The 23,158-nt window shown below is 53.9% G+C and carries 23 protein-coding genes; 6 read left to right on the top strand and 17 right to left on the bottom strand.

All coding sequences use genetic code 11. The features are described 5' to 3' along the window. The first annotated feature begins 57 nt into the window (after positions 1-57). Together CSTAT_RS05585 and CSTAT_RS05580 are read left to right on the top strand one after the other, a co-directional pair. Positions 58-405, top strand: a complete 348-nt coding sequence (locus CSTAT_RS05585) for an ArsR/SmtB family transcription factor (protein ID WP_066793499.1) — start codon at positions 58-60, stop codon at positions 403-405. A 33-nt stretch (positions 406-438) separates the two neighbouring features. After that, positions 439-1,434, top strand: a complete 996-nt coding sequence (locus tag CSTAT_RS05580; protein ID WP_075722755.1) for an ArsO family NAD(P)H-dependent flavin-containing monooxygenase — start codon at positions 439-441, stop codon at positions 1,432-1,434. A gap of 386 nt (positions 1,435-1,820) precedes the next feature. Here CSTAT_RS05580 and CSTAT_RS05575 read toward each other — a convergent pair whose 3' ends face one another. From CSTAT_RS05575 to pgsA, 4 genes are all read right to left on the bottom strand, one after another. Then, positions 1,821-2,663: a PspA/IM30 family protein gene (locus CSTAT_RS05575; protein WP_066793493.1), complete on the bottom strand. Its 843-nt coding sequence runs from the start codon at positions 2,661-2,663 to the stop codon at positions 1,821-1,823. Between the two features lie 171 nt (positions 2,664-2,834). Beyond that, a complete protein-coding gene (locus CSTAT_RS05570) occupies positions 2,835-3,200 on the bottom strand; it encodes a helix-turn-helix domain-containing protein (protein WP_066793481.1) in 366 nt (121 codons plus the stop codon). 67 nt (positions 3,201-3,267) lie between these two features. Continuing rightward, positions 3,268-3,747 carry a CinA family protein gene (locus tag CSTAT_RS05565; RefSeq protein WP_066793478.1) on the bottom strand — a complete coding sequence of 160 codons (480 nt, stop codon included), beginning with the start codon at positions 3,745-3,747 and terminating at the stop codon, positions 3,268-3,270. Then, entirely contained in the window at positions 3,748-4,326 is a 579-nt protein-coding gene (gene pgsA, locus CSTAT_RS05560; protein ID WP_066793474.1) for a CDP-diacylglycerol--glycerol-3-phosphate 3-phosphatidyltransferase, read from the bottom strand. Positions 4,327-4,395: 69 nt separating this feature from the next. Here pgsA and CSTAT_RS05555 point away from each other — a divergent pair, with 69 nt between their 5' ends. Further along, on the top strand, positions 4,396-4,689 hold the full coding sequence (locus CSTAT_RS05555; protein ID WP_066793471.1) for a YciI family protein: 294 nt from the start codon (positions 4,396-4,398) through the stop codon (positions 4,687-4,689). A gap of 113 nt (positions 4,690-4,802) precedes the next feature. On the opposite strand, the gene CSTAT_RS05550 is transcribed toward CSTAT_RS05555, so the two are convergent. The 7 genes from CSTAT_RS05550 to dapB form a co-directional block, all read right to left on the bottom strand. Beyond that, positions 4,803-5,927: a TerC family protein gene (locus CSTAT_RS05550; protein ID WP_075722754.1), complete on the bottom strand. Its 1,125-nt coding sequence runs from the start codon at positions 5,925-5,927 to the stop codon at positions 4,803-4,805. A gap of 241 nt (positions 5,928-6,168) precedes the next feature. Continuing rightward, complete coding sequence (locus CSTAT_RS05545) at positions 6,169-9,255, bottom strand: FtsK/SpoIIIE family DNA translocase (RefSeq protein WP_075722753.1); 3,087 nt, start codon at positions 9,253-9,255, stop codon at positions 6,169-6,171. Positions 9,256-9,356: 101 nt separating this feature from the next. Next, a complete protein-coding gene (locus CSTAT_RS05540) occupies positions 9,357-9,968 on the bottom strand; it encodes a TIGR03085 family metal-binding protein (protein WP_228385341.1) in 612 nt (203 codons plus the stop codon). A gap of 53 nt (positions 9,969-10,021) precedes the next feature. Then, positions 10,022-12,124: a ribonuclease J gene (locus CSTAT_RS05535; protein ID WP_083640700.1), complete on the bottom strand. Its 2,103-nt coding sequence runs from the start codon at positions 12,122-12,124 to the stop codon at positions 10,022-10,024. Next, positions 12,121-13,035, bottom strand: coding sequence for a 4-hydroxy-tetrahydrodipicolinate synthase (gene dapA, locus CSTAT_RS05530; protein ID WP_075722752.1), 915 nt, complete (start codon positions 13,033-13,035; stop codon positions 12,121-12,123). The genes CSTAT_RS05535 and dapA overlap by 4 nt, the downstream gene beginning before the upstream one ends. Positions 13,036-13,109: 74 nt before the next feature. Then, positions 13,110-13,859 carry an FAD-dependent thymidylate synthase gene (gene thyX / locus CSTAT_RS05525; protein WP_066793454.1) on the bottom strand — a complete coding sequence of 250 codons (750 nt, stop codon included), beginning with the start codon at positions 13,857-13,859 and terminating at the stop codon, positions 13,110-13,112. Further along, positions 13,860-14,606 (bottom strand): 4-hydroxy-tetrahydrodipicolinate reductase, encoded by a 747-nt coding sequence (dapB, locus tag CSTAT_RS05520; protein WP_066793451.1) that lies wholly within the window; start codon positions 14,604-14,606, stop codon positions 13,860-13,862. 85 nt (positions 14,607-14,691) lie between these two features. Here dapB and CSTAT_RS05515 point away from each other — a divergent pair, with 85 nt between their 5' ends. Beyond that, on the top strand, positions 14,692-15,078 hold the full coding sequence (locus CSTAT_RS05515) for a glyoxalase/bleomycin resistance/extradiol dioxygenase family protein (RefSeq protein ID WP_066797524.1): 387 nt from the start codon (positions 14,692-14,694) through the stop codon (positions 15,076-15,078). Positions 15,079-15,141: 63 nt separating this feature from the next. Next, positions 15,142-15,807: an AMIN-like domain-containing (lipo)protein gene (locus CSTAT_RS05510; RefSeq protein ID WP_075722751.1), complete on the top strand. Its 666-nt coding sequence runs from the start codon at positions 15,142-15,144 to the stop codon at positions 15,805-15,807. Between the two features lie 68 nt (positions 15,808-15,875). On the opposite strand, the gene CSTAT_RS05505 is transcribed toward CSTAT_RS05510, so the two are convergent. The 4 genes from CSTAT_RS05505 to CSTAT_RS05490 form a co-directional block, all read right to left on the bottom strand. Continuing rightward, entirely contained in the window at positions 15,876-18,152 is a 2,277-nt protein-coding gene (locus CSTAT_RS05505) for a polyribonucleotide nucleotidyltransferase (RefSeq protein WP_075722750.1), read from the bottom strand. Positions 18,153-18,353: 201 nt separating this feature from the next. Next, complete coding sequence (rpsO, locus tag CSTAT_RS05500; protein ID WP_066793443.1) at positions 18,354-18,623, bottom strand: 30S ribosomal protein S15; 270 nt, start codon at positions 18,621-18,623, stop codon at positions 18,354-18,356. 101 nt (positions 18,624-18,724) lie between these two features. Beyond that, entirely contained in the window at positions 18,725-19,651 is a 927-nt protein-coding gene (locus CSTAT_RS05495) for a nucleoside hydrolase (RefSeq protein ID WP_066840977.1), read from the bottom strand. 6 nt (positions 19,652-19,657) lie between these two features. Further along, positions 19,658-20,674 (bottom strand): bifunctional riboflavin kinase/FAD synthetase, encoded by a 1,017-nt coding sequence (locus tag CSTAT_RS05490; RefSeq protein ID WP_075722749.1) that lies wholly within the window; start codon positions 20,672-20,674, stop codon positions 19,658-19,660. Positions 20,675-20,719: 45 nt separating this feature from the next. Here CSTAT_RS05490 and truB point away from each other — a divergent pair, with 45 nt between their 5' ends. Next, on the top strand, positions 20,720-21,583 hold the full coding sequence (truB, locus tag CSTAT_RS05485) for a tRNA pseudouridine(55) synthase TruB (protein WP_066793424.1): 864 nt from the start codon (positions 20,720-20,722) through the stop codon (positions 21,581-21,583). Here the strand turns inward: truB and CSTAT_RS05480 are convergent. After that, positions 21,580-22,266, bottom strand: coding sequence for a 4'-phosphopantetheinyl transferase family protein (locus tag CSTAT_RS05480; RefSeq protein ID WP_066797522.1), 687 nt, complete (start codon positions 22,264-22,266; stop codon positions 21,580-21,582). The genes truB and CSTAT_RS05480 overlap by 4 nt on opposite strands. Beyond that, a complete protein-coding gene (locus CSTAT_RS05475) occupies positions 22,266-23,090 on the bottom strand; it encodes a metallophosphoesterase family protein (RefSeq protein WP_075722748.1) in 825 nt (274 codons plus the stop codon). Before CSTAT_RS05475 ends, CSTAT_RS05480 begins: the two co-directional genes overlap by 1 nt. Positions 23,091-23,158: the final 68 nt, after the last annotated feature.

The raw sequence follows: 23,158 nt of genomic DNA, 5'->3' as shown, positions 1-23,158 counted from the left end.
AGCATCAATACAAAAAGTAGCCTTGATATCGATGCTTGTCAATATAGGATGGTTGGTATGACACTCTCGCAGACTCTCCCGCTGGCGGACTTATCCGCCTGTTGCTCACTGGGCGCTGGCCCCTTGACCAGTGGTGAGGCCGAACGCTACGCCACATTGTTCAAGGTGTTGGCCGATCCCGCCCGCCTGCGTTTGCTATCGCAGTTAGCGGCCGAAGGCTGCGGCCCGGTCAGCGTCGGAGAGCTGACAGAGACGTCGGGGTTGAGTCAGCCGACCGTGTCGCACCACCTGAAGCGGCTGACCGAGGCTGGGTTATTGGACAAGGTCCGGGTCGGCCGGACGGTGACCCATCAGGTGCGCCCGGAGCTGTTCGCGGAGCTGCGCACCGTGTTGCAGATGGACTGAACCACCACCGACGAGCAGGAGACGATCACACACGTGACCAGCAAACACTTCGAGGCGATCATTATTGGCGGTGGCCAGGCGGGGCTCGCCACCGCCTACTACCTGCTGCGAGCAGGCGTGGACACCCTGGTCCTCGACGATCAGGAGGATGCCGGTGGGGCGTGGCGGCATGTGTGGCCATCAATGACGTTGTTTTCCACCGCGGAGTTCTCCAGCCTGCCGGGCAAGCCTATGCCAGCCTACGAGGGATTCCCACCGTCGGACCATGTCATCGACTACCTTGCCGACTATGAGCAGCGCTACCGGATCCCCGTCGAGCGCCCCGTGCACGTGGACCGCGTCGAGCGGGAGGATGGAGGCTACCGCCTCCACGCCGGTGATCGGTCGTGGACGGCTCCCCATGTCGTAGCCGCCACCGGTACCTGGTCTACTCCCTTCGTCCCGGCCTACCCGGGATTGTTTACCGGCACGCAGTGGCATTCGGCGAACTATCCCGGGGCGGGCCCCTTCCGGGGGTCGTCCGTGGCGGTGGTGGGGGCGGCGAACTCCGCCGCGCAGATCTCCGCCGAACTCACCGGTGTTGCCGAAGTCACCTGGTATACCCGCCATCCACCACGGTGGATGCCCGATGATGTCGACGGACGGGTGCTGTTTCGCCGGAACCGACAACGCGCCCTGGCCGTCCAGCGCGGCGAGACCGATCCGGGGGCCGACTCGGAGCTCGGCGACATTGTCGTGCTGCCTGAGGTGCGCGCTGCCCGCGACGCCGGATGGTTGGCGGCGACGCCGATGTTCAGCTCCCTCAACGAAGTACGGGCCAATCATCTGATCTGGTGTACCGGGTTTCGGCCGTCCCTCGGGCCGGTGCGCCGGCTCCTGGACGGCACCACCCCGAAATACCCGGGCCTGCACCTGGTCGGTTATGGCGACTGGACCGGCCCCGGATCCGCCACACTCACCGGGGTAGGCCTCTACGCCAAGCAGACCGCCCGGTCCATCTCGGACTCATTCGGCATGACCGTCAAGTAACCCCCGCCTGGCCGGCAACCCCGAAGGACATTCTGTCGTCAGCACAACGAGATGAGTGGAGTTTCGATCGCTGCAGGAAAACACCGGCACTTCATCCGCCGGGGATCGAAAAGTGTTCCACATCTTCCTGACCTGCAATCTTGCATATCGGCCGGATCGAGCTGAATCTGAACAAAACGTGGGTCTCCGATGGGAAGTGTGCCTTAACGTGTAGTTGCTACTATTTGGTGGCCAGCAGCGAGTGCGAGGTTGGTCAAAGCTGGTCCGCGACCACTGCCTGTACAGGTAATAGGCCAAGTCTGCGTTGTCGTCATGACCCCCATTGAACACGAAAAAGGCGATGTCGATTAACGACACCGCCTTTTTATTTATGCAGAACTTAGATTCTACTCACCGCGTAGTTCACGCAGACGAGCTTGAACTGCGTCATCAGAAGCTGAAGGAGCTGCATCATTAGCGCCCGCTTCAATCGACTTGTTGGATGCGGAAGAACCAGTCTCCACTGCGTTGTTGGAGTTCATCTCAGCTCGGATCTGCTCCAAGCGTGAGTGACCGGCCATCTGGATACCAGCTTGCTGAACCTCAGCCATGCGCCCTTCCACGGAGTTAGATGCCAATTCCGCCTGACCCAAAGCCTTCGAATAACGACGCTCAATCTTGTCACGCACAGAGTCCAAAGAAGGACCGGAGGTGTTGGTTAGCTCGTTCATGCTCGACAGCGAATCAGATACCTTCTCCTGCATCTTCGCCTGCTCCAGCTGGCTCAGCAGCTTCGAGCGCTCAGCGACCTTCTCGCGCAGGGTGCCAGCGTTACGTTCAACTGCTTTCTTCGCCTGATCTGCCTGCTGCAGCGCCTGGTCGTGCAGACGCTTGGAATCTTCAACTGCCTGTTCTGCGGTAACTAGCTGTGCAGCGAATGCTTCAGCTGCGTTCTCGTACTCAACAGCCTTGCTCTCATCGCCATCAGCGCGAGCTTTGTCAGCCAGCTCCAGTGCCTGACGAGTATTGCCCTGCAGCTTCTCAATCTCGCCTAAGCGGCGGTTGAGCTGCATCTCCAGCTGACGCTGGTTACCAATAACTGCTGCTGCCTGCTGGGACAATTCCTGGTGCTGACGCTGTGCGTCTTGAATTGCTTGCTCGATCTGTACCTTAGGGTCAGCGTGCTCCTCAATCTTGGAGTCAAACAACGCCATGAGGTAGTTCCACGCCTTCACGAACGGGTTAGCCATAGTCCCAGGCCTTTCATTAAAAATCTTCTAGATTCAGATTGTCTGTTTACTTCTGTTTACTTTAAGTCTACTAAGTCTAAAACTACCTTAGAATTCTACAGGCACAATGGTAGCTAAATCTTACTGCCAGTGCCGTGTAAATCAGGTTTAAGTTCCATCACAAAGTAAATCTTAGGCCTCAGAAGCAGCAGGAGCAGTCGAAGCCAATTCTTCATTGACAGTCGGCAGCGCCATATTGCCAGCTGCTTCAATGAGAACATCCGAGACCGAAGCTTCTAGCGCATGGCACACCGCAGCAAGCATCTCAGAGGAGACTTCCTTGCGGCCACGTTCCAGCTCAGAGAGATAGCCTGGGGACACGTGCGCGCTTGCAGCGAGCTCACGTAAGGTCACGCCTTTATCAGCGCGGAAGGCACGCAGGGTTAGTCCAAGTGCTTCGCGCAACAGGGGCTCGGGATGACGAACACGAGCACTGTGTGATGCGGAAGCTGCATGGGAACCAGTAGTTTTTTCGAGGAGTGCAGTTGTAGTGTTCATTACTTGTTCCAACGATGCTTAACTTCTATTTGTTCCCATGTCTATAAAAATTTAACCTTCACCGAGGTCAAAGGCAGTTCAATAATAATTCCAGAGCACAATCGACAGCCTGTGCGCGAATCTCATTGCGGTCGCCATGAAGCAATTCCTGACCATCGGAATGCTGCGCACGGATTACTCCGACACCGTCGGGTCCTGCACACGCAATAAAGACTTCCCCCACCGGATGTCCTTCTTGGGAATCTGGCCCGGCAACTCCAGTCAATGACACCGCCCACGTTGCATTGCAGACCCAGCGAGTGCCTTTCGCCATGGCAACAGCGGTCTCTGGTGAGACCACCCCGTATTCATCGACAAGCTCTTGCGGCACACGAGCTAAAGCCACCTTGAGATCTGTTGCATACGTTATTAGCCCACCGCGCAAAACCGCCGATGCACCTGGCACTTGCGCGATAGTGGCACTGGCCAGCCCCGCTGAAAGCGACTCACAAAAGGCAAGGGTCTCCCCGCGTGAAGATAACTGCTGAACGACCTTCGTAGCAAGCATCTAATTGTGCTTTCTGGCATCCAGCAAGTACTGCACGCCAGTGACGACCGTAACGGCCACTGCAACGAGCATGACTACATACGATGGGATATCCATCCAACCGGGCAGCGGACACAGATAAAGCGCAACCGCGAGTGATTGCAGGACAGTCTTCAGCTTGCCGCCCTTGGACGCTGGCACCACCTTGCCGTTGCGCAACATCCACATGCGCCACAAGGTAATGCCGAATTCGCGAACCAAGATGACCACGGTAATCCAAATTGGCAGGGCGCCGATGATATTTAAAGACACCAGCGCCGCAGTCATCAACGCTTTATCCGCGATAGGATCCGCAATCTTGCCAAAGTCAGTGATAAGCCCGCGTGCACGTGCGATGTCGCCGTCAAGTTTGTCTGTGGCCATCAGTACAGCAAAAAGGCCAAAGGCCCACCACTGGTGTTCAGCGAGCACCAGCCACACGAAAACGGGGATGAATAAGATACGCAAACTGGTCAAAACATTAGGCAGGTTCCAGTTGGAAGGTTTCGCTGCCCCGGAACTTGAATTCACGCTATCTTTTGAAATGCCCACACAAGACATAATAGCGTGCTCGAATTATTCATGAACGATCCCACCGAAATCTGGCCGGTTTTCCGTACAATGAGACAGATGAAATACTTCGCAGTGCTTTATGAATACAACGCAAACCATCCTCGCCTCGCTGATGTGCGACCTGCACACCGTGAATTTATTGAAGTCTTGCACAGCCAAGAACAGATCCTGGGCTCCGGTCCTTTTACCGATTCCAAGCGCGGGGCGCTCATCATCGTCAAACTTGCTGAAGGTTCCACGGTCGAAGATGCCGTCACCATCATGGACGGTGACCCTTTCTGGACCGAGGAAATTGTGCACAAGCGCGAGATTCGCGAGTGGGGCCCTGTTACCGCGTCGTTTGAAATCTAAGACGACACGCTATCTTCCCAAGACTAGAGCCTCACCAACATAGAAAAAGTCGGACACTACTGCAGCGTGCAATAGTGTCCGACTTTTTAGTTTAAAGCCCTAAAGCGACCAATCTACTTGGTGCTTGGTAATTCGCTCTCAGGAAGCTCAGAAGCATAACCAACCAGGTCACCCTTCTTGTTGCGCACGATCCGATTACCCTCATCGTCCCAGTCATAGTGGTTGTGAGAGATTTGGATGCCGCCCTGGGCCTCATCGCGCTTGTTCTTGATGACAGACGCGACGACGGTAATGACCAAGACACCGACGATGACGAGCAAGGAAGTAACCGTGCCGACCTCTGGGACGGTCACGTTCTCACCACCATTGATAAATGGCAGGTTATTTTCGTGCAATGCGTGCAACAGCAGCTTCACACCGATGAATCCCAGGATGATGCCAAGGCCGTAAGACAGGTACACCAAGCGGTCCAGCAGACCGTCGAGCAAGAAGTACATCTGACGCAGACCCATCAAGGAGAAAGCATTGGTGGTGAAGACCAGGAATGCTTCCGAGGTAATACCGTAAATAGCTGGGATGGAGTCAAACGCGAACATGATGTCAATCAAGCCAATAGCGACCAAAGCGATGAACAATGGCGTTAGGGCCAGCTTGCCCTTCTGCGGGCCAGATTCTTCGCGGTGAGTCAGCTTGTCGCTGTGGTAGCGCGGGGTTACGTGGATAACCTTGCACAACCACTTGATGATCAACATGTCGTTAGGGTCGGTCTCTTCTGCATCACGAATCTCATCAATGACGAGCTTGATAGCGGTAAACAGCAGGAACACCGCGAAGAGGTAGAATACATCAGACCATGCAGCGATGACTGCTGCGCCAAGCAAAATGAATACGAGGCGGAACACCAGCGCCAAAACGATGCCGATCAGTAGCACCTTTTGCTGGTACTTACGCGGAATCTTAAACGCACCCATAATCAGGGCGAAGACAAAGAGGTTATCTACCGACAGAGCCTTCTCTGTCACATAACCCGTGTAGTACTGCAGTGCGTGCTCATGATCCCACAGGCCCCACACCAAAAGGCCAAAGAGCAGAGCGATGGCAACGTAGAAGACAGTCCACGTACCTGATTCTTTCAGGGATGGCTCGTGCGGCGTCTTTACGTGCGAATAAAAGTCGAAAATGAAAAATCCTGCGATAACCGCACCGGTTATCAGCCAGATCCACAAAGGTACACCCATGGTTTTATCCTCCGGTCTTGTGAAAAGCTTAAATTGACCGGAGGTCTCCCCCGCCCACTTCAGTGGGCCGACACGACCGGGAGCAAATAGAACACATCAACGGTGATGTGGATCAATGCTTCCGTGCTGACGATCAGTGCCGATTTATGGGGTACTCCCCTCCAATACTTGTCACATCTTACACGAAAGCCCCACCTAATCAACGTGTCAGGTTGATGGGTGGGGCTCGTGCAGATTTCAGCTAGAAAGCACCTGAGGTCGGGTTATATGTAGCTTGAACCGTGTTCGTATCTGGTTCATCGTCAGATGATGCCTCGGCTTCAGCCGCCATCTCCTCTTGGACTTCCTTCGGAGCTTCAGCAGGGTCTGCTCCCTTAATCATCCAAACAATGGTTTCCAGCTCTTCCGGTTTAACTAGCACCTCACGTGCCTTCGAACCTTCGGAAGGCCCAACCACTCCGCGCGATTCCATCAAGTCCATCAAACGACCAGCCTTCGCAAATCCGATGCGCAACTTTCGCTGCAGCATCGAAGTCGAACCCAGCTGCGAGGTAACTACCAAGTCAACTGCCTCGAGCAAGTCATCCATATCCTTGCCGATGTCGTCATCGATTTCCTTCTTGGCTGCCGATGCCTTCTCCTCAGTCACACCCTCGGTGTAGTTGGGCTGTGCCTGCGTCTTCGCGGCTTCGACAACGGCCTGGACTTCCTCATCGGAGACGAATGCACCCTGGACACGCACAGGACGTCCGCCCTGCGGGATGAACAAGGCATCGCCCATACCGATAAGCTTTTCCGCACCGCCCTGGTCCAAGATAACTCGAGAGTCAGTCAGCGACGAGGTAGCAAAAGCCAAACGCGAAGGCACGTTCGTCTTGATCAAACCAGTAACAACGTCGACGGAGGGTCGCTGGGTTGCCAGTACCAAGTGAATACCTGCGGCACGAGCCTTCTGGGTAATACGCACGATGGAATCTTCAATTTCCTTCGGTGCAGTCATCATCAAGTCCGCCAACTCATCAACGACACAGACAATGAATGGGTATGGCCGCATCTCGCGTTGTGATCCAGGAGGTGCCGTCAGCTCACCAGAACGCACCTTGCGGTTGAAGTCCTTGATGTGACGCACGCGCGCGGACTTCATGTCCATGTAGCGCTGTTCCATCTCTTCTACCAACCACTGCAGGGCAGCTGTTGCCTTCTTTGGTTGGGTGATAATTGGCGTAATCAGGTGTGGGATTCCCTCATATGGTGTCAACTCCACCATCTTCGGGTCCACCAAAATCATGCGAACATCTTCTGGCGTGGCGCGCGTTAGCAAAGAGACCAACATCGAGTTAACGAATGCTGACTTACCCGAACCCGTAGCACCCGCAACCAGGAGGTGTGGCATCTTCTGCACGGAAGCCGAGATGAACTCACCTTCGATATCCTTGCCCAGACCGATAAGCATCGGATCATGATCCGAGATCGTGGCAGGAGCTTCGAGCACCTCACGCAGACGTACCATTTCACGGTCTGGGTTAGGTACCTCAATACCCACCGCCGATTTACCTGGAATAGGCGTGAGAAGACGGACATTTTCAGTAGCTACGGCATATGCCAGGTTCGACTGGAGGTTCGTAATCTTCGAAACCTTCACACCAGGGCCCAGCTCAATTTCATAGCGTGTGACTGTAGGACCACGGCTGAAACCAGTGACAGCGGCATCGATCTTAAATTCCGCAAACACATCGGTGATCGCCTCAATGGTGCGATCGTTGACCTCGGTGCGTTCCTTCGATGGCGAGCCTGGAGTCAAAAGGTTCGTTTCTGGGATGTCATAATCCGGTGCTTCAAAGGCAACCGAGTCACTGCCAGCAGTCGCTGCGTCATCTTCCGCCTCTGGCTCAGCTGATGGTTTTCCGGTAACTGGATCCACACCAGAGCGCGCCAAGATAGCTTGGCGCATAGCTTCTTGCGAGGAGGAAACAACATCGCTGGAATCAGATTCGGCTTCAGCAGGAGCAGGCTCGGATTTATTGATCACCTGCGTCGGCTCCGGAGTCGCAGGAGAAACTGGCGCAGCAGGCTTTGGTGTTTTAGCCGGCGTAGCCATCGCGGGCAAAACCTGAGTATCGGTTTCTGATGGCTTTTCATCGACAGGGTAACGGCCAGGCTCCGGCGCAGGAGTTGGATATGCATCCATAGGGCTGCGTGGTGCAGGACGAGGACTAACGCGAGGGGTAATCCTTGCAGTCCGTGGGCGCTCACGTCCTCTTTCAATGTCTTCGATGTCATTGCTGACTGAGCCATAAAGATCTTCGTCTTCATCATCGAAGTCTTCTTCGGTCTTTTCGCCATTAATCAGCGCCTTAATGCGTGCGCTAATAAAGTCGGCTGCTTCACGCACGGTAATCCCGGTTACGCGCAAAGCACCATACACAATGACTAAAAGCAGAAGTGGAACCGCAACATAGGAAGAGAAACCAGCTGCCAGCAGGCCACCCGTCCACGCACCGACTGCGCCGCCTGCTGCAATTCGATCGGCCCATTCACCAGGATTGCCTGCAAATAGGTGAATCAATCCGAGCATCGCCACGATAATCATGGTGGTTCCAATGACCACTCGCACGGGGATGCCACGTTCTGGAGCGCTTAAATCAAGCATCAGGACTAGAGCCAAAGCAATCAACGCGATTGGCAGTACCAATGCACCGGCGCCAATTACCAAGTGGATACCTTGCGCCAGAGCAGCGCCAATAGGTCCGGCAATGTCGAGCCATACCGATGCACCCACGATGGCCGCAAGCCCCAAAAGGATGAGGCCGACAGCATCGGGATTTGATACCTTCCAGCCTGAAGAATCAGGCTCGTCGATATCGTCTTCTACTTCTTCAACATCGTCTAAGTCATCCAAAGAAAGCTCTTCTTGCACGGGTTGCTGACGCGCCCTTGAAGTCACGCTTGATTTGCGGCGCTTGCGCGGGGTCGGCTTGTCGGTAATGTCGTCGAACTCCTTTTCATGTTCTAGTTGATCGTCGTGTAAATCCCGATCATTATCTCCGTCATAATCCGATGACGGTTTCAAGCTTGCCATCCCGGCCCCCAAGGAGCGAGTTACGCTTCCTAAACCACGGGCAGTTGCACCGGCAGCCTTGGTAAGGCCTTTGCCCACAGCACCAAAGGCACTACCAGTTCGCTGGTGCGAGTTGGTAGCGCTTGGTGTCACCTGCAACTTGGTTTCTGTAGCAGAACCGCTTCGCGCGCGGGCAGGCCGAGACCGGTTCGCACTCTTGGTGCCTGAACGTGGCCGACGTGACGAGCGGGAAGCATTCTTGACAGACATGCTTGTAACTTTAGCCGCAACAAACCCTCTCGTCACATTAGCCACACATGAAAAAGGAGATTTTTGTCAATTACTTTCGCCATGGAAGTAGTGCCGAGTGGTTATCGTGCAACCTTGGAAGCATCCCCGTTGATCGTAATATCTGCAACATCACGGCCAGAGGCCCACAACAACAACTCCCCTACTTCGCCGCTGACGCGGATGACATCACCACCATTTGCGGAAATTCCCTTTTTATCTGCGGTAACAATCCGATCAAACCCACGTGGGTGAAGCACCACCGGACTTGCGGATTTGCGGAGCGCAGAAGAAGCCAACATCTTCAATGCAGAATAAAGCTGTTTATTTGCTGCATCGGACAAAGGCTGTGGCTCAGTCATGCCATTGGCGCGACGAACATCTTCATAGTGAATGAAGTGTTCCATCGTGTTCATCTTGGTATCAATACCCTTGAGCCAACGAGGTGGGCCAGCTGCCCATTCATTAACGACATCTTCATAATTACGGGACAGCGTCTCCTGGGTGAGATTCTCTAAGCGGTTTTGTAGCTTCGAGATAAACATTCCAGCTGCAGCGTCTAAGCGGTTCTCGCGGATCCACAAATGCGCCGCCATATCTTTAGTTTCCCAACCTTCGCACAGGGTTGGCGCGTCCGGACCGAGTTCAATGAGAAGTTGCGCGAGCTTATTTCGTTGTGCGGCAGAAAAAGTCATGTCCCCCAGCATAGCGATGCTGAGGGACAAGAAGCTGAAATAGTCTTGAAAGACTACTGGGAAGGACGCGTTGCCTTTACGTCATCTTCGTCAGCCACGAGGACTTCACCGGAAGTCGCAATAATCGTTGGCAAGATAACTGGCTCACGCTTGTACTTAGAATCCATCAGCTTAGATACCTTGCGGCGTAGACGCTGAACCATGCGGTAAGTGTCGTTTTCGCCTTCGGATGCTAGGTCGTTCATGGTGTTTTCCACCATCTCAGCGACCTCTGGAACGATTCCGCGGTCGTCATCGCTAAAGCCCGTGGTTGCTACCGATGGGTGCTCAAGCAGACGAGAGGTGCGGTTATCAATGACACAGGTAATGGAAACCACGCCGCCGGAACCCAGGTTGGTACGGTCCGCGAGAGTATCCGCATCCACTTCACCCATGTTGACACCATCGACGTAGAGGTGGCCGACGGTCAGCTGTCCGACTACCTGTGCGCGACCATTTTGGAGGTCAACAACCACACCGTTTTGTGCCAGAACTACGCGATCGCGGTCGACACCGGTGGAGATTGCCAATTCTTTGTTCGCACGCAAGTGGCGCCATTCGCCGTGGACAGGCATGGCATTCTTAGGACGCGCTGCGTTGTACAGGAAGAGCAGTTCGCCGCCATAGCCGTGACCAGAGGAGTGAACCTTAGCTTCCTTATTGGTAATGACTTCAGCACCGATTTGCGAAAGCATGTTCATGACGCCATAGACAGCTTCTTCGTTACCTGGAATCAGGGAGGAAGAGAAGACAATCATGTCGCCATCACGAACCGTGATTTGACGGTGCTCACGACGTGCCATACGCGACAGCGCAGCCATTGGCTCACCCTGTGTACCGGTCGTAATCAGTACAACCTTGTGCGGAGCCATCTTCGCAGCGTCTTCAATCGACACAATGGTGCCGCGTGGAACTCGCAAGAAGCCCATCTTCTCTGCGATTTCCATGTTGCGCATCATCGAACGACCGTTGAAAGCAACCTTACGGCCGGCATTTACAGCGGCATCGATGGCAGCCTGCACGCGGTAAACATTCGATGCAAAGGACGCGATAATTACGCGCTGACGAGCACTAGCAACCAAACGGTTGAAGGTAGCTGGGATATCACCTTCAGATGCAGAAACGCCTGGGATATTTGCATTCGTCGAGTCACACAGCATGAGGTCAACGCCCTCATCGCCGTAACGAGAAAGCGCTGGCAAGTCAGTTGGACGGCCATCCAGTGGAGTCTGATCCAGCTTGATATCACCAGTGTGGATGACATTGCCTGCTGGGGTGCCCAGCATGACGCCAAGCGCGTCTGGAACGGAGTGGTTCACTGCCCAGAAGCGTGCACGGAATGGACCGTAGCTGACGTCCGACTTTTCGTTAACTTCAATGAACTTTGGACGCTGACGGTGTTCTTTACACTTTGCAGCGATCAAAGCAATGGTAAAGCGCGAAGCAACAATTGGGATGTCAGAACGCAGCTTCAACAGCCATGGGATAGCACCAATGTGGTCCTCGTGGGCGTGGGTGATGATCAGTGCTTCGATCTTGTCGAGCTTGTTCTCGATCGGACCGAAGTCAGGCAGGATCAGGTCAACGCCAGGCTCACCGGAGGATGGGAACAGCACACCACAGTCGATGACTAAAAGCTTGCCGTCGTATTCGAAGACGGTCATGTTGCGGCCAATTTCAGAAATGCCGCCCAGTGCATAAATACGCAGGGATCCCTTGGCCTGCTTTGGTGGCTGTGGAAGACGCTTGGTCAGATCCGCGCCCTGCATGGACTTTGGAACATTGCGGCGATTGTTATTGTTGCCGCCACGACGGTTGTTGCGTCCGCCCTGGTTTCCGTCGCCCTGGTTGTTTTGGCCATTGTTTCCGCCATGGCCGCGTCCGCGGGAGCCGCGGGAGCGGTTGCGACGATTGGTGTTCTCACCCTGGTTTTTATTCTCCGAGCTCTTCTCGGAGTTACCGGAATTTTCGTTCTTCTGCACTGCAGAATCAGTTGCAGAGTTGTCCGGTGCCTGGAAAACAGGCGAAGCCGCCTCATTCGAAGCGGTTTCCTGCGCCTCCGCAGGTGGACCCGCCTTTCGGGTTACCTTACGGGGGCGGTTTCGGGATTCATTCATTCTTTAAGGACTCCAGCCTTCTTCATCGTCTCACGAAGACCCTCAAGCTCGTCGGCATCTGCGCCGAGTACTGGCAATCGAGGATCTCCAACTTCAATGCCCTGCATCCGCAGGGCTTCCTTGGCAAGTGTTACGCCTCCGAGACGAGCTTGTTGCTCCGCCAGAGGGATAAGAGTTTGTGCGTTAATTTCCCGTGCGCGCTCAATATCACCACGGTCAAAAGCATCCCACAGTTCTGCTAGCTCGCGTGGAGCTGCATGGCCAACTACTGAAATGAATCCGGATGCGCCGACAGACAACCAAGGAAGGTTGAGAGGGTCATCACCGGAGTACCACGCCAGGTCAGTTTCTGCGATAAGACGCGAAGCTGCTGCAAAGTCGCCCTTTGCGTCTTTTACGCCTTTCACGGTGGGAAGTTCTGACAGCCGCAGCAAAGTTTCTGTTTCAACAGGGATCGCTGAGCGGCCCGGGATGTCATAGACACAGATAGGTAAGTCTGTGGCATTAGCTATCGCTGCAAAGTGCGCGTAGACGCCTTCTTGTGAGGGCTTTGAATAGTACGGCGTCACAATCAAAAGGGCATCCGCGCCCGCCTCAGCACTCGCCTTGGCTAGCTCAATTGAGCTTGCGGTGTTATTCGTACCTGCTCCGGCGGTGAGCTTAGCGCGGTCGCCTACTTCGTCCTTTACAGCTTTGAGCAATTCCAGCTTCTCATCCACGGTAGTCGTGGGTGATTCTCCGGTGGTGCCCGACAAGATTAGCGAATCAATGCCGTTGTCCACCAGGTGTGCGGCTAGCTGCCGAGCCTTCTTGACGTCGAATGCGCCGTTACTATCAAAAGGAGTAACCATCGCGACACCGACGCGGCCAAAGTACTCGACACCTGTCCTTGCTGTCATACCTGTGCTCATGGCTACCAAGATTACCTGTTGCGTGCACTTTTCGGTACATCACTACCCGTGTGTACCGAAAATCGCCTCTTTAACTAGGCATATGGAGACGACGCCATCTCCGTGCCATCCGACAAAGTGGAGATATTGAAGTCATCGAAAAGCACTGGTGCTTGCGCCTTGAGCAGCCGTAAACATGCAATAGCTACGCTGCGAATCTCCACGTCTGCATACTCTGTTGCGCGCGCTGCAATAAAATGCCGCCACGCGCGGTAGTTGCCGGTAACGACAATCCGTGACTCAGTGGCATTGGGCAAAATTGACCGTGCAGCTTGGCGCGCTTGTTTCATCCGCAAAATGGCATTGGGTTCATCTGCAAGCTTTTCTTCTAGAGCATTCAACAACTCATCATAGACAAACCGGGTCTCATCTACTGCCCCCAGCAAAAGCCTAGAAAGCTGCTCATCGTCAGCAATAGCTTTGGGAATAACTACCTGTGCATCCTCAGGATGGACAAAGCGCTGCGAAAGCTGCGAGAAGGAAAAATGGCGATGGCGCACCAATTCATGACATGCAGAGCGCGAAATACCTTGAATATAAAGCGTGGCCGTAGCGTGCTCTAATAACGCGTCATGGCCAACTTCTAACAGGTGGCGCAGATATGACTCATTGGTCTGGGTACGTGGATTGGGCTTATCAAAGGAGTCATAGCACGCGCGGCCCGCGAATTCGACGAGTGCTTCCGCATCCGTCGCCGCGTCATCCCTTTCCCAATCCGGCTGGGGTGGATGGTGAAATTGTGTAGCAGCAATCAGCTGTACATCTAGTTGTACTTGCTCGGCCATCTACAGCCCCAAGTACTCTTCCAGCCCGTAAGTAAGACCTGGGAACTTCTCAATCTCACGAATTCCCAGCAGTACGCCCGGGGTAAAGGAATTACGGTCGTAGGAATCTTGACGGATGGTCAGCGATTGCCCCTCCGCACCGAAGATGACTTCCTCGTGTGCGACCATGCCGCGGGTACGCACAGCATGCACTGGAATGCCATCGACTAGAGCACCACGTGCGCCTTCCAAGCTTTGCGCAGTTGCGTCTGGCATCGCACCAAGCCCTGCCTTTGCACGCGACTCTGCAATTCCCTGTGCAGTGTGAATGGCGGTGCCAGAAGGAGCATCGAGCTTCGTCGGGTGGTGGAATTCCACGACCTCTGCGGTTTCAAAATATGGCGCAGCTTGACGCGCAAAAACCATAGTCAACACGGCGGAAATGGCAAAGTTGGGAGCAATCAAAACGTGTCCCGCACCTTCTTGCTGGGTCCACTCCTCTACCTGCTTCAAACGCTCATCGGTAAAGCCGGTGGTTCCCACAACGCAGTGCATGCCCTGAGCAATGCAGTACTCCAAATTGCCCATCACGGAATCCGGCTGCGTGAAATCCACGACGACTTCCGCACCGTTGAGCGATAGCAGCTCCAAGGAGTCGTCGCGGCCGATGGTAGCAACAAGCTCCAGATCATCACTTACTTCTACACCTTCGACAACTGCTTGTCCCACGCGGCCCTTTGCGCCTAAGACACCGACTTTAATAGTCATAGAAATTTTCTCCTTGTTCGCATTTTCACCGAAGAATTCTTCTTCAGCCCTCAAGTGTAGCGAGATGCGCTGCTATGGTTTAACCGTGCGCATATATATTGCTTCAGTATTTGTTGATGACCTTCAAAAAGCCCATGATTTCTACGTAGATAAGCTCGGTTTCGTAGTCAAAGATAGCGTCAAAAATGAGCACTACTGGTGGCTTACGGTCACCAATCCAGATGGTGGCACGGAGCTTTTACTCGAGCCAAATGCTCACCCCGCAGCCCAGGCTTACACAGCAGCATTGCGAGCAGACGGCATCCCAGCCACCCAATTTTTGTCCGAGGATGTTACGGCCGAAACCGCCGCGCTGAAAGAAAAGGGCGTGGAGTTTGTTACCGAACCAACTGACTATGGGCATTCGGTTGTCTCAGCTTTCGATGACACCTGCGGCAACATCATTCAATTGGTCCAATTAAAAAGGCCGTAACGGACACCTCACTGTTACCAAATCGTCTCAGATGTCACTCTAAAACACAGGTAAACTGGTGTTATGAAAACGCAACGCCCTTCCCTCTCTGCCCTAAGTATTCTCACCGCCGCTACCTTGCTTGCCGCTTGTTCCTCTTCTCCTGATGACACAGCAGCTGACTCTTCCGTTGCTGTAGACCCAGCGCCACAGTCGACAACATCTGATTCCACAGACTCTGAAGGTACTGACAGCACTGAGACTGCTGATACCGTCGAGGCAACCACAGAAGGTTCCAAAGCACTTTCGCCTTTAGGTAGTCCGACAACAGAAGATAAGCAGCAAAGCCCTGGGGTAGGAACTGATCTTGTCCCCGTCGGTGTACGCGTTGCGGATCATGATTCCTTTACTCGCGTGGTCTTAGATTTTGAAGGCACTGGTACCGCTGGCTGGTTTACCCAACTAGGCCCTGAGCCGACCCAGCAGGCCTCCGGCTTCCCTATTGAGTATGAGGGTGAAACAGCCATCAACATTGGCGTGGAATCCACTCCTTGGCCTTCAACGCCAGAGCTAGAAGAGGCCTACATGGACTTCGGCACAGTCCCTGGCGCGGGTGTTGTTACCGGCGTGGAATTTGTCACGACCTTTGAAGCACAGTCGCAATATGTCATCGGCCTGGAAAAGAAATCCCCGTACTCTGTGACCTTCTTAAACGATCAACCCCGCGTGGTCATCGATATCTTGCATTAGATACCTAGACAAAATAAAAGCAGTGCCCCACACAGGAGCACTGCTTTTATTTTATGAAGAGGGTTTAATTAAGCCTCAACTGGAACCAGGGAGATTTTGCCGCGGTTATCAATATCAGCAATTTCGATCTGTATCTTATCGCCAACTTTGACTACATCCTCAACCTTTTCGATTCGCTCGTCGCCACCGAGGTTAGAGATGTGAATCAGGCCGTCGCGACCCGGGGTGATGGAAACGAAGGCACCAAAGGCTACAGTCTTGACTACCGTGCCCAAGAAGCGCTCGCCCACCTTAGGTAGCTGCGGATTAGCAATGGCATTGACCTTTTCAATTGCTGCATCCGCTGCTTCACCGGAAGTCGCGGAAACGTAAACTGTACCGTCATCTTCGATAGAGACATCAGCGCCCGTTTCTTCCGTGATGGTGTTGATCGTCTTGCCCTTAGGGCCAATCAACTCACCGATCTTCGATACTGGAATCTTAATCGAAGTAATCTTTGGTGCCTGCGAGGACATCTCATCTGGGCCGTCGATGCCTTCAGCCATGATGTCGAGGATCTCTTCACGGGCATTGCGTGCCTGCGACAAAGCGCTAGCCAGGACCTCAGAAGGGATACCGTCAAGCTTGGTATCGAGCTGCAGTGCGGTGATGTAGTCACTGGTCCCTGCGACCTTGAAGTCCATGTCGCCGAATGCATCTTCTGCGCCCAAGATGTCAGTCAAGGCTACGAAGCGCTCCGTGCCTTCAACCTCACCAGAAACCAGACCCATGGCGATACCAGCCACAGGTGCCTTCAATGGAACACCTGCGTTGTACAGCGACATCGTCGAAGCACAAACGGAACCCATCGAAGTCGAACCGTTGGAGCCCAGTGCCTCAGAGACCTGGCGAATGGTGTACGGGAAGTCTTCGCGGGAAGGGATAACTGGCAACAGTGCACGCTCAGCCAATGCACCGTGACCAATTTCGCGACGCTTTGGAGAGCCAACGCGTCCGGTCTCACCGGTGGAGTATGGCGGGAAGTTGTAGTGGTGGATGTAGCGCTTGGACTCCACTGGAGTCAAAGAATCAATCGTCTGTTCCATCTTGAGCATATCCAAGGTGGTTACGCCCAGAATCTGGGTCTCTCCACGCTCAAAGAGTGCGGAACCGTGGACGCGCGGGATCAGACCGATTTCTACGCCGAGGTCGCGAATGTCTTCTGCTGCACGACCGTCGATGCGGAAACCTTCGGTGAGAATCTTCTCACGCACAATTTCCTTCATCAGCTGGTTATAAGCTGCGCGGATCTGCTTGGAAGCGTCTGCTTCAGTAAATACTTCCAGAAGCTGCGCTTCTACTTCTTCCATGTGTGCATTGGTTGCGTCGTCGCGCTCCTGCTTTGCGGCGATGGTGAGCAGCTTGCCAAGCCTCTTTTCGGCCTTACGTGCCACCGCATCATAGATTTCATCTGCATAGGCCGGGAAGAGCGGGAATTCCTTGGTTTTCTTACCAACACGCTCAGCAAGACCTGCCTGTGCTTCACACAGGGTTTTGATGAATGGCTTTGCAGCTTCCAGGCCTTCTGCCACGGTGGATTCCTGTGGTGCAGGTGCCCCTTCCGCAATGCGTTCGTGCACGTGCACGCCAGCGCCTGCTTCAACCATCATGATGGCAACGTCATCGACGTTCTTGCCCTTTTGCTTGCGGTTAACAATTCGGCCAGCAACGACCATTTCAAACAGTGCGCGCTCATGCTGTTCAGCATTCGGGAACGCTACCCACTGTCCCTTTGGGTGCTTATCATCAGCCAGCAGCGCCATGCGTACGCCACCGACTGGGCCAGAAACTGGCAAACCGGATAGCTGGGTTGCTGCGGACGAGCCATTGATAGCAATGACGTCGTAGTATTCTGCCGGATCCAGGCTCAACACGGTGTTGATGACCTGAACTTCGTTGCGCAGGCCCTTAACAAAGGTTGGGCGCAGCGGACGGTCAATCAAGCGACAAGCCAAAATTGCTTCGGTTGAAGGACGTGCTTCACGGCGGAAGAAAGAGCCAGGAATCTTACCTGCTGCGTACATGCGCTCTTCCACATCCACGGTCAGTGGGAAGAAGTCAAAGCCTTCGCGTGGCTGGTTCGATGCAGTCACGGTGGTCAACAACATGGTGTCATCATCGAAGTAAGTGGTGACAGATCCATCAGCTTGACGGGCTAGTTGGCCAGTTTCAAAAGTGATGGTGCGGGTGCCAAAGTCACCATTATCCAAAACGGCGGTTGCCTCGAGGATGTCAAAGTCTTCATCTTTTGCGAAGCTGACCTGGTTATTTGGGGTTTGTGCTTTCCCGCTATTGCGTGGACTCATTAAGAGGGGATCTCCTTCGTAGAGTATCTGGCGATCATCGGTGTCGCCATCAAGAAGTGTTCAATTACGTATTTTTCACGTACAACATTGCAGAGTCTACCAAACTGGCTGCTCTAATACACTGTGAGAAGAAGTACCCCTAGAAAACAAGTATCACCGCTACTTAGTTGAACCAAGTAGCGGTGATAAAAGCTTTAAACCTTAGCGACGCAGACCCAGACGGGAAATCAGGTCACGGTAGCGGTCGACGTTGTTAGCAGCCAAGTACTTCAGCAGGCCACGACGACGACCAACCATCAGCAACAGGCCACGACGGGAGTGGTGATCGTGCTTGTGGAACTTCAGGTGCTCGGTCAAGGTGTTGATACGAGAGGTCAACAAAGCAACCTGTGCTTCTGGGGAACCAGTATCGGTCTCGTGCAGGCCGAATTCCTTGAGGATTTCGGACTTCTTCTCAGCGGTCAATGCCATGAGATTATCTCCTATTAGTTATTTCAGTCCGCATGAAAAAAGCAGCTTGCGCCACTACTTCACAACTGCTGCGAACTGCAGTCATAAAGCGATAACTTATCTTACTGGTTTTGGACCAATCGTCCAAATAGTTGCGCCAGCTTGTCGATGAAATCCGGCACGAAACTATCCACGTCTACCCCAACAGCTACACGGGTTTCTACCTCAGAGCCATCCCACCGTCCAATTGTGCGACCAATGGTGGGGCCTTCGGTATCGACCTGCAGGGGAAGAATCAAACAATCCACCAAGTCAGGATCAGCTGCAACCGCCACGGCCAACGGGTCATGCAAGGCGCAGCCATCCATGTGCGGATTATTTTCCTGATAAGCGTCGATGTAATAGCCGGCCATATCAGCAAAGACATCTCCAGCTGGCGTTCCCCGCCACGAATCCGCCTCAGCACGTGTGAGCTGTGTTTGCATAGTGACATCCAAGCCCACCATGGTCATATCCTCAGCCAACTGGTACACAGTGTTGGAAGAGACTGGGTCCTGGGAGATATTTGCCTCAGCCGCTGGTGACACATTTCCCGGGACGGTTAAGGCGCCGCCCATGCTGACCATGCGAATGCCTCGCAATGCAGGATCTTTTTCTAAAGCCCGCGCAAGCGTCGTTTGCGCGCCGGTGGGAACGATCACCAAATCATCGCCGTATTTCGCCGCTGCTTCGCTTAAAAATTCAAGTGCATCGCCAGCAGATTGCGCATCATCTGCAGCGATATCTACCTCACCCACGCCATTGCGCCCGTGAATACGAGCAGAGGCTTCAGATACCTCAAAGCCATCGATAGCGCGTCCGGCATATACGGGCACATCGGCTGCGCCCAGTAGCGTCAACAGTGCCTGGGTATTGGCCATGCCTTGTTCAATGGTGACATTGCCATAAGTTCCGGTGACACCAATCAAATCGATACCCGGGTGTGCGATGGCATAGGCCAACGCAAAGGCATCATCGATACCGGTGTCTAGATCTAAAATCATTTTCATTGGCTTTTAGCTTTCTGCTTGTAGAAAGTAGGTCTCAGGCGCCATCTTATGTGCTTGCACATCCTGAGCTAGCAAAGTGCGGGTTTTCTGCACGTCTTTAGCCATGACTTCCAAAAGCTGCTCGACGGAGTCAAACTTTTCCATTGCCCGCACGTGGTCAACAAATTCCACTTTGACGTCGTGACCATAAAGATCAGCATCTCTATCGAGTACAAAAGACTCCACAGAACGCTGCTCATCGCCAAAGGTCGGGTTGGTTCCCACTGAAATAGCGGCGGCATAAGCCACCTCAGGTTCCATATTCCCGCTTACGGGTGCCTCGGTGGGCAAAATGGTCAACCAGCCGGCATAGACCCCATCGGCAGGCAAAGCGACCGTATCGTGAAAGTACTGATTCGCCGTGGGAAATCCCAGCTCCTTGCCTCCGCGGCCAGCACCACGGACTACTGGACCTGTGACATAAAAGTGCCGTCCCAAAGCCCAGTTGGCTCGCGCAACATTTCCTTCAGACAGAAACTCGCGCACGGTCGTGGAAGAGATCCTCACGCCTTCATCGTCAAGCAAGTCGATGACATCAACGGTCAAGCGCGACTGGCAAATCTGCCGCAAGGAATCTGCGGTGCCGGCGGCATTCTCCCCAAAAGTAAAGTTAGCTCCGACCACCACGTGTGAGGCATGCAGCGTGTCTTCTAGAAGAAATTCCACGTACTTCTCCGGCGAAGTACCAGAGAGTTCGCGGGTAAAATCAATGACTAGCACGCCATCAATGCCAAAGCTTTCCGCCAGCGCAAAGCGCTCAGCCAAGGTAGTAATCCCCAGCGGCGCACGGCGCGGGAGAAACACGGACACCGGGTGCGGGTCAAAAGTAACCATGATGGCTTTCGCGCCCACCTCGCGTGCTTTTTCAACAGTGGCATTAATCAATTTCTGATGCCCGCGATGCACGCCGTCGAAGACACCAATGGTGACTGCACTGTTGTCTAAGTCTTTTGGGACTGCTGCTGTTCCGTACCAAATATCCACGCCTTACATGCTAGATCATTTGCTTGCCGATTAGACTATGGCCTCATGACTGACTCAGGACTTGTTGTTGTGGATAAACCGGCCGGGATGACCTCTCATGATGTGGTCTCCCGCGTACGGAGGGAGTTTGGTACTCGCAAGGTGGGACATGCGGGCACTTTAGATCCCATGGCCACCGGCGTTTTAATCCTGGGTATTGAACGCGGAACCAAGTTCCTTGCGCACATGGTGACTGCGACAAAGGCCTATAACGCCACGATTTCTTTAGGTGCTTCAACCACCACCGATGACTTTGAAGGCGAGATTATCTCTCAAACTTCCGCTGCGCACATCACCGATGCGGAAATTCTTTCTGCGATTGCGAATTTAACCGGCGATATTATGCAAAAGCCTGCGAAGGTCAGCGCGATCAAGATCGATGGCAAGCGTGCTTATCAGCGAGTTCGCGATGGTGAAGACGTTGATATCCCCGCACGTCCCGTCACCGTCAGCCGTTTTGAGGTGCTAGAAAGCCGTAACAGCCCGCGCGAAGTCGATGTCGTGGTGGAATGTTCGTCAGGAACCTATATCCGGTCTCTCGCGCGCGATTTAGGCGAGGCGCTTGGCGTGGGTGGACACCTTACTGCTCTTCGGCGTACTGAGGTTGGGCCATTTTCGCTTGACGATGCCTCCCCGTTGGACAGCATGGAGCTCTCCCTGAATCTAGATGAGGCTCTCGTGCGGTGCTATCCCCGCCTTGATGTCACCGCTGAGGAATCGCATAAGCTCGCCATGGGTCAGTGGTTAGAGCCGCGCGGTGTGAAAGGAACTTATGCTGCGGTAGGTCCTGATGGACGGTCTATCGCGTTAGTCAAAGAAAAGGGCAAACGCCTCTCCACCGTCTTTGTTGCGCACCCTTCAACGCTTTAATACGCCAAGCGCTCGTGTCCGACGCCTGCTTCTACCGTGGTGGAGACAATGATGTAGCCATCGCGGACCATCCAGCGCCCACAAATAAATGGCACAGGTGTCGGGCGAACCAGCAAGTAGGAAATTAACGTTCCATCTTCGCGGATGTCTACTTCAGCTTGCTCAAAGCCCAACCAACGATGAGTCATGGGAAACCATGCCTTATAGGTTGCTTCTTTGGCGCAAAATAACAGGCGGTCGGCAAAAGAAATTCCTGCCTTGCGCAGCCGGTTAATCTGCGGGATTTCACCTGAGCGCGCAATCATCTCTAGCACGCCTTCTGGCAGGGGCTCTGCTACTTCAACATCGAGTCCTAGGGACATCACTTGCGAGGTTGGTGCAACAACCGCTGCACGAAACCCCGGGGTGTGTGTCAGTGAGCCAACGTAGCCCGTCGGCCACAGTGGCATTCCGCGCTCACCACGCAGGATCGGTTCTTCTCCGCGGTAGCCCAATTCCTTCAAGGCTTCGTGAGCGCACCAACGAGCATCCCCGAATTCGGCCTTGCGGGTAGCCACCGAATGCGCAGCCACAGATTGTTCCAGCGGGTGCAGGTTATTGAAATTAACAAGGTCCGCCGCTTGCGGGTCCGTCTTGACGTAGCAAAATCGCGCGACGTCAGGGAAAAGAGATTGCTGAATCATCATTGCGCACCCTCCTCCATTGTCAACACGGGATAGGGCCACAGTTGATGACCTTGATGAGCCATCCACTCGCGTGGGTATCCTAAAGAAACTTCAATGTGGTCTACCCCATCAATCTTATCGACAGATGGCATATGAAGGTGACCATAAATTACTGCTTCAGCGTTATAACGGGTTGGCCAATGCCGAGTATGCCGAGATCCGCACCACAGACCAATTTCTGGCCACCGCATTTTCAGCGTTGGTTCTTGCACTAGTGGCCAGTGATTAATCAGCACCGTCGGACCAGTTATGCGTGACAAACGCTTAATCGAATACGCCAGCCGGTCCCAGCACCATGCGCGCACATCCACGAATGGAGCAATCGCAATTTCATCTGTCATCATGATTTGGCGGTCCACGGCGGCCGCAATTGCGTCTTCAACAGTGGAGCCCGGTGCACGGAAAGAATAGTCGTACAAAGTAAAAAGCGGCGCGATAGTAACCCCGTTGAACACCGCAAAAGGGTCCTCCGGAGTTAGCACATCGATATCACGACAGCCTTCTACCAGCTCGTCATACTTCTCACGCCCGCGATACCGATCTGTCGATCGTGAAAAGAGCTCGTGGTTTCCTGGTACCCAAATAACCTTGGCGAAACGTGTACGCAGTTTGTGGAGCACGCGGAGCACTAAGTCCGTGCGTTCAGCGACATCTCCGGCCACGATTAACCAGTCTGAAGAATTCGTAGGCTGTATTTCATCGATGCGGCCGTTATTTGCCTTAACGGCTGCATGCAGGTCAGAAACCGCCCACAACGTCGTGTGCGATAACTTTCCAGCCATGGTTTACCCCTCGCTTAAGAAAATATTGACCCCTGAAACTTTAGCAGCAGGTACTCTTTCAGGTTTAT

The sequence above is a fragment of the Corynebacterium stationis genome (genome assembly GCF_001941345.1).
Taxonomy (GTDB): domain Bacteria; phylum Actinomycetota; class Actinomycetes; order Mycobacteriales; family Mycobacteriaceae; genus Corynebacterium; species Corynebacterium stationis.
The sequence above is the reverse complement of the archived record's forward strand: the minus strand, read 5'-3'. Positions and strand labels throughout refer to the sequence as shown.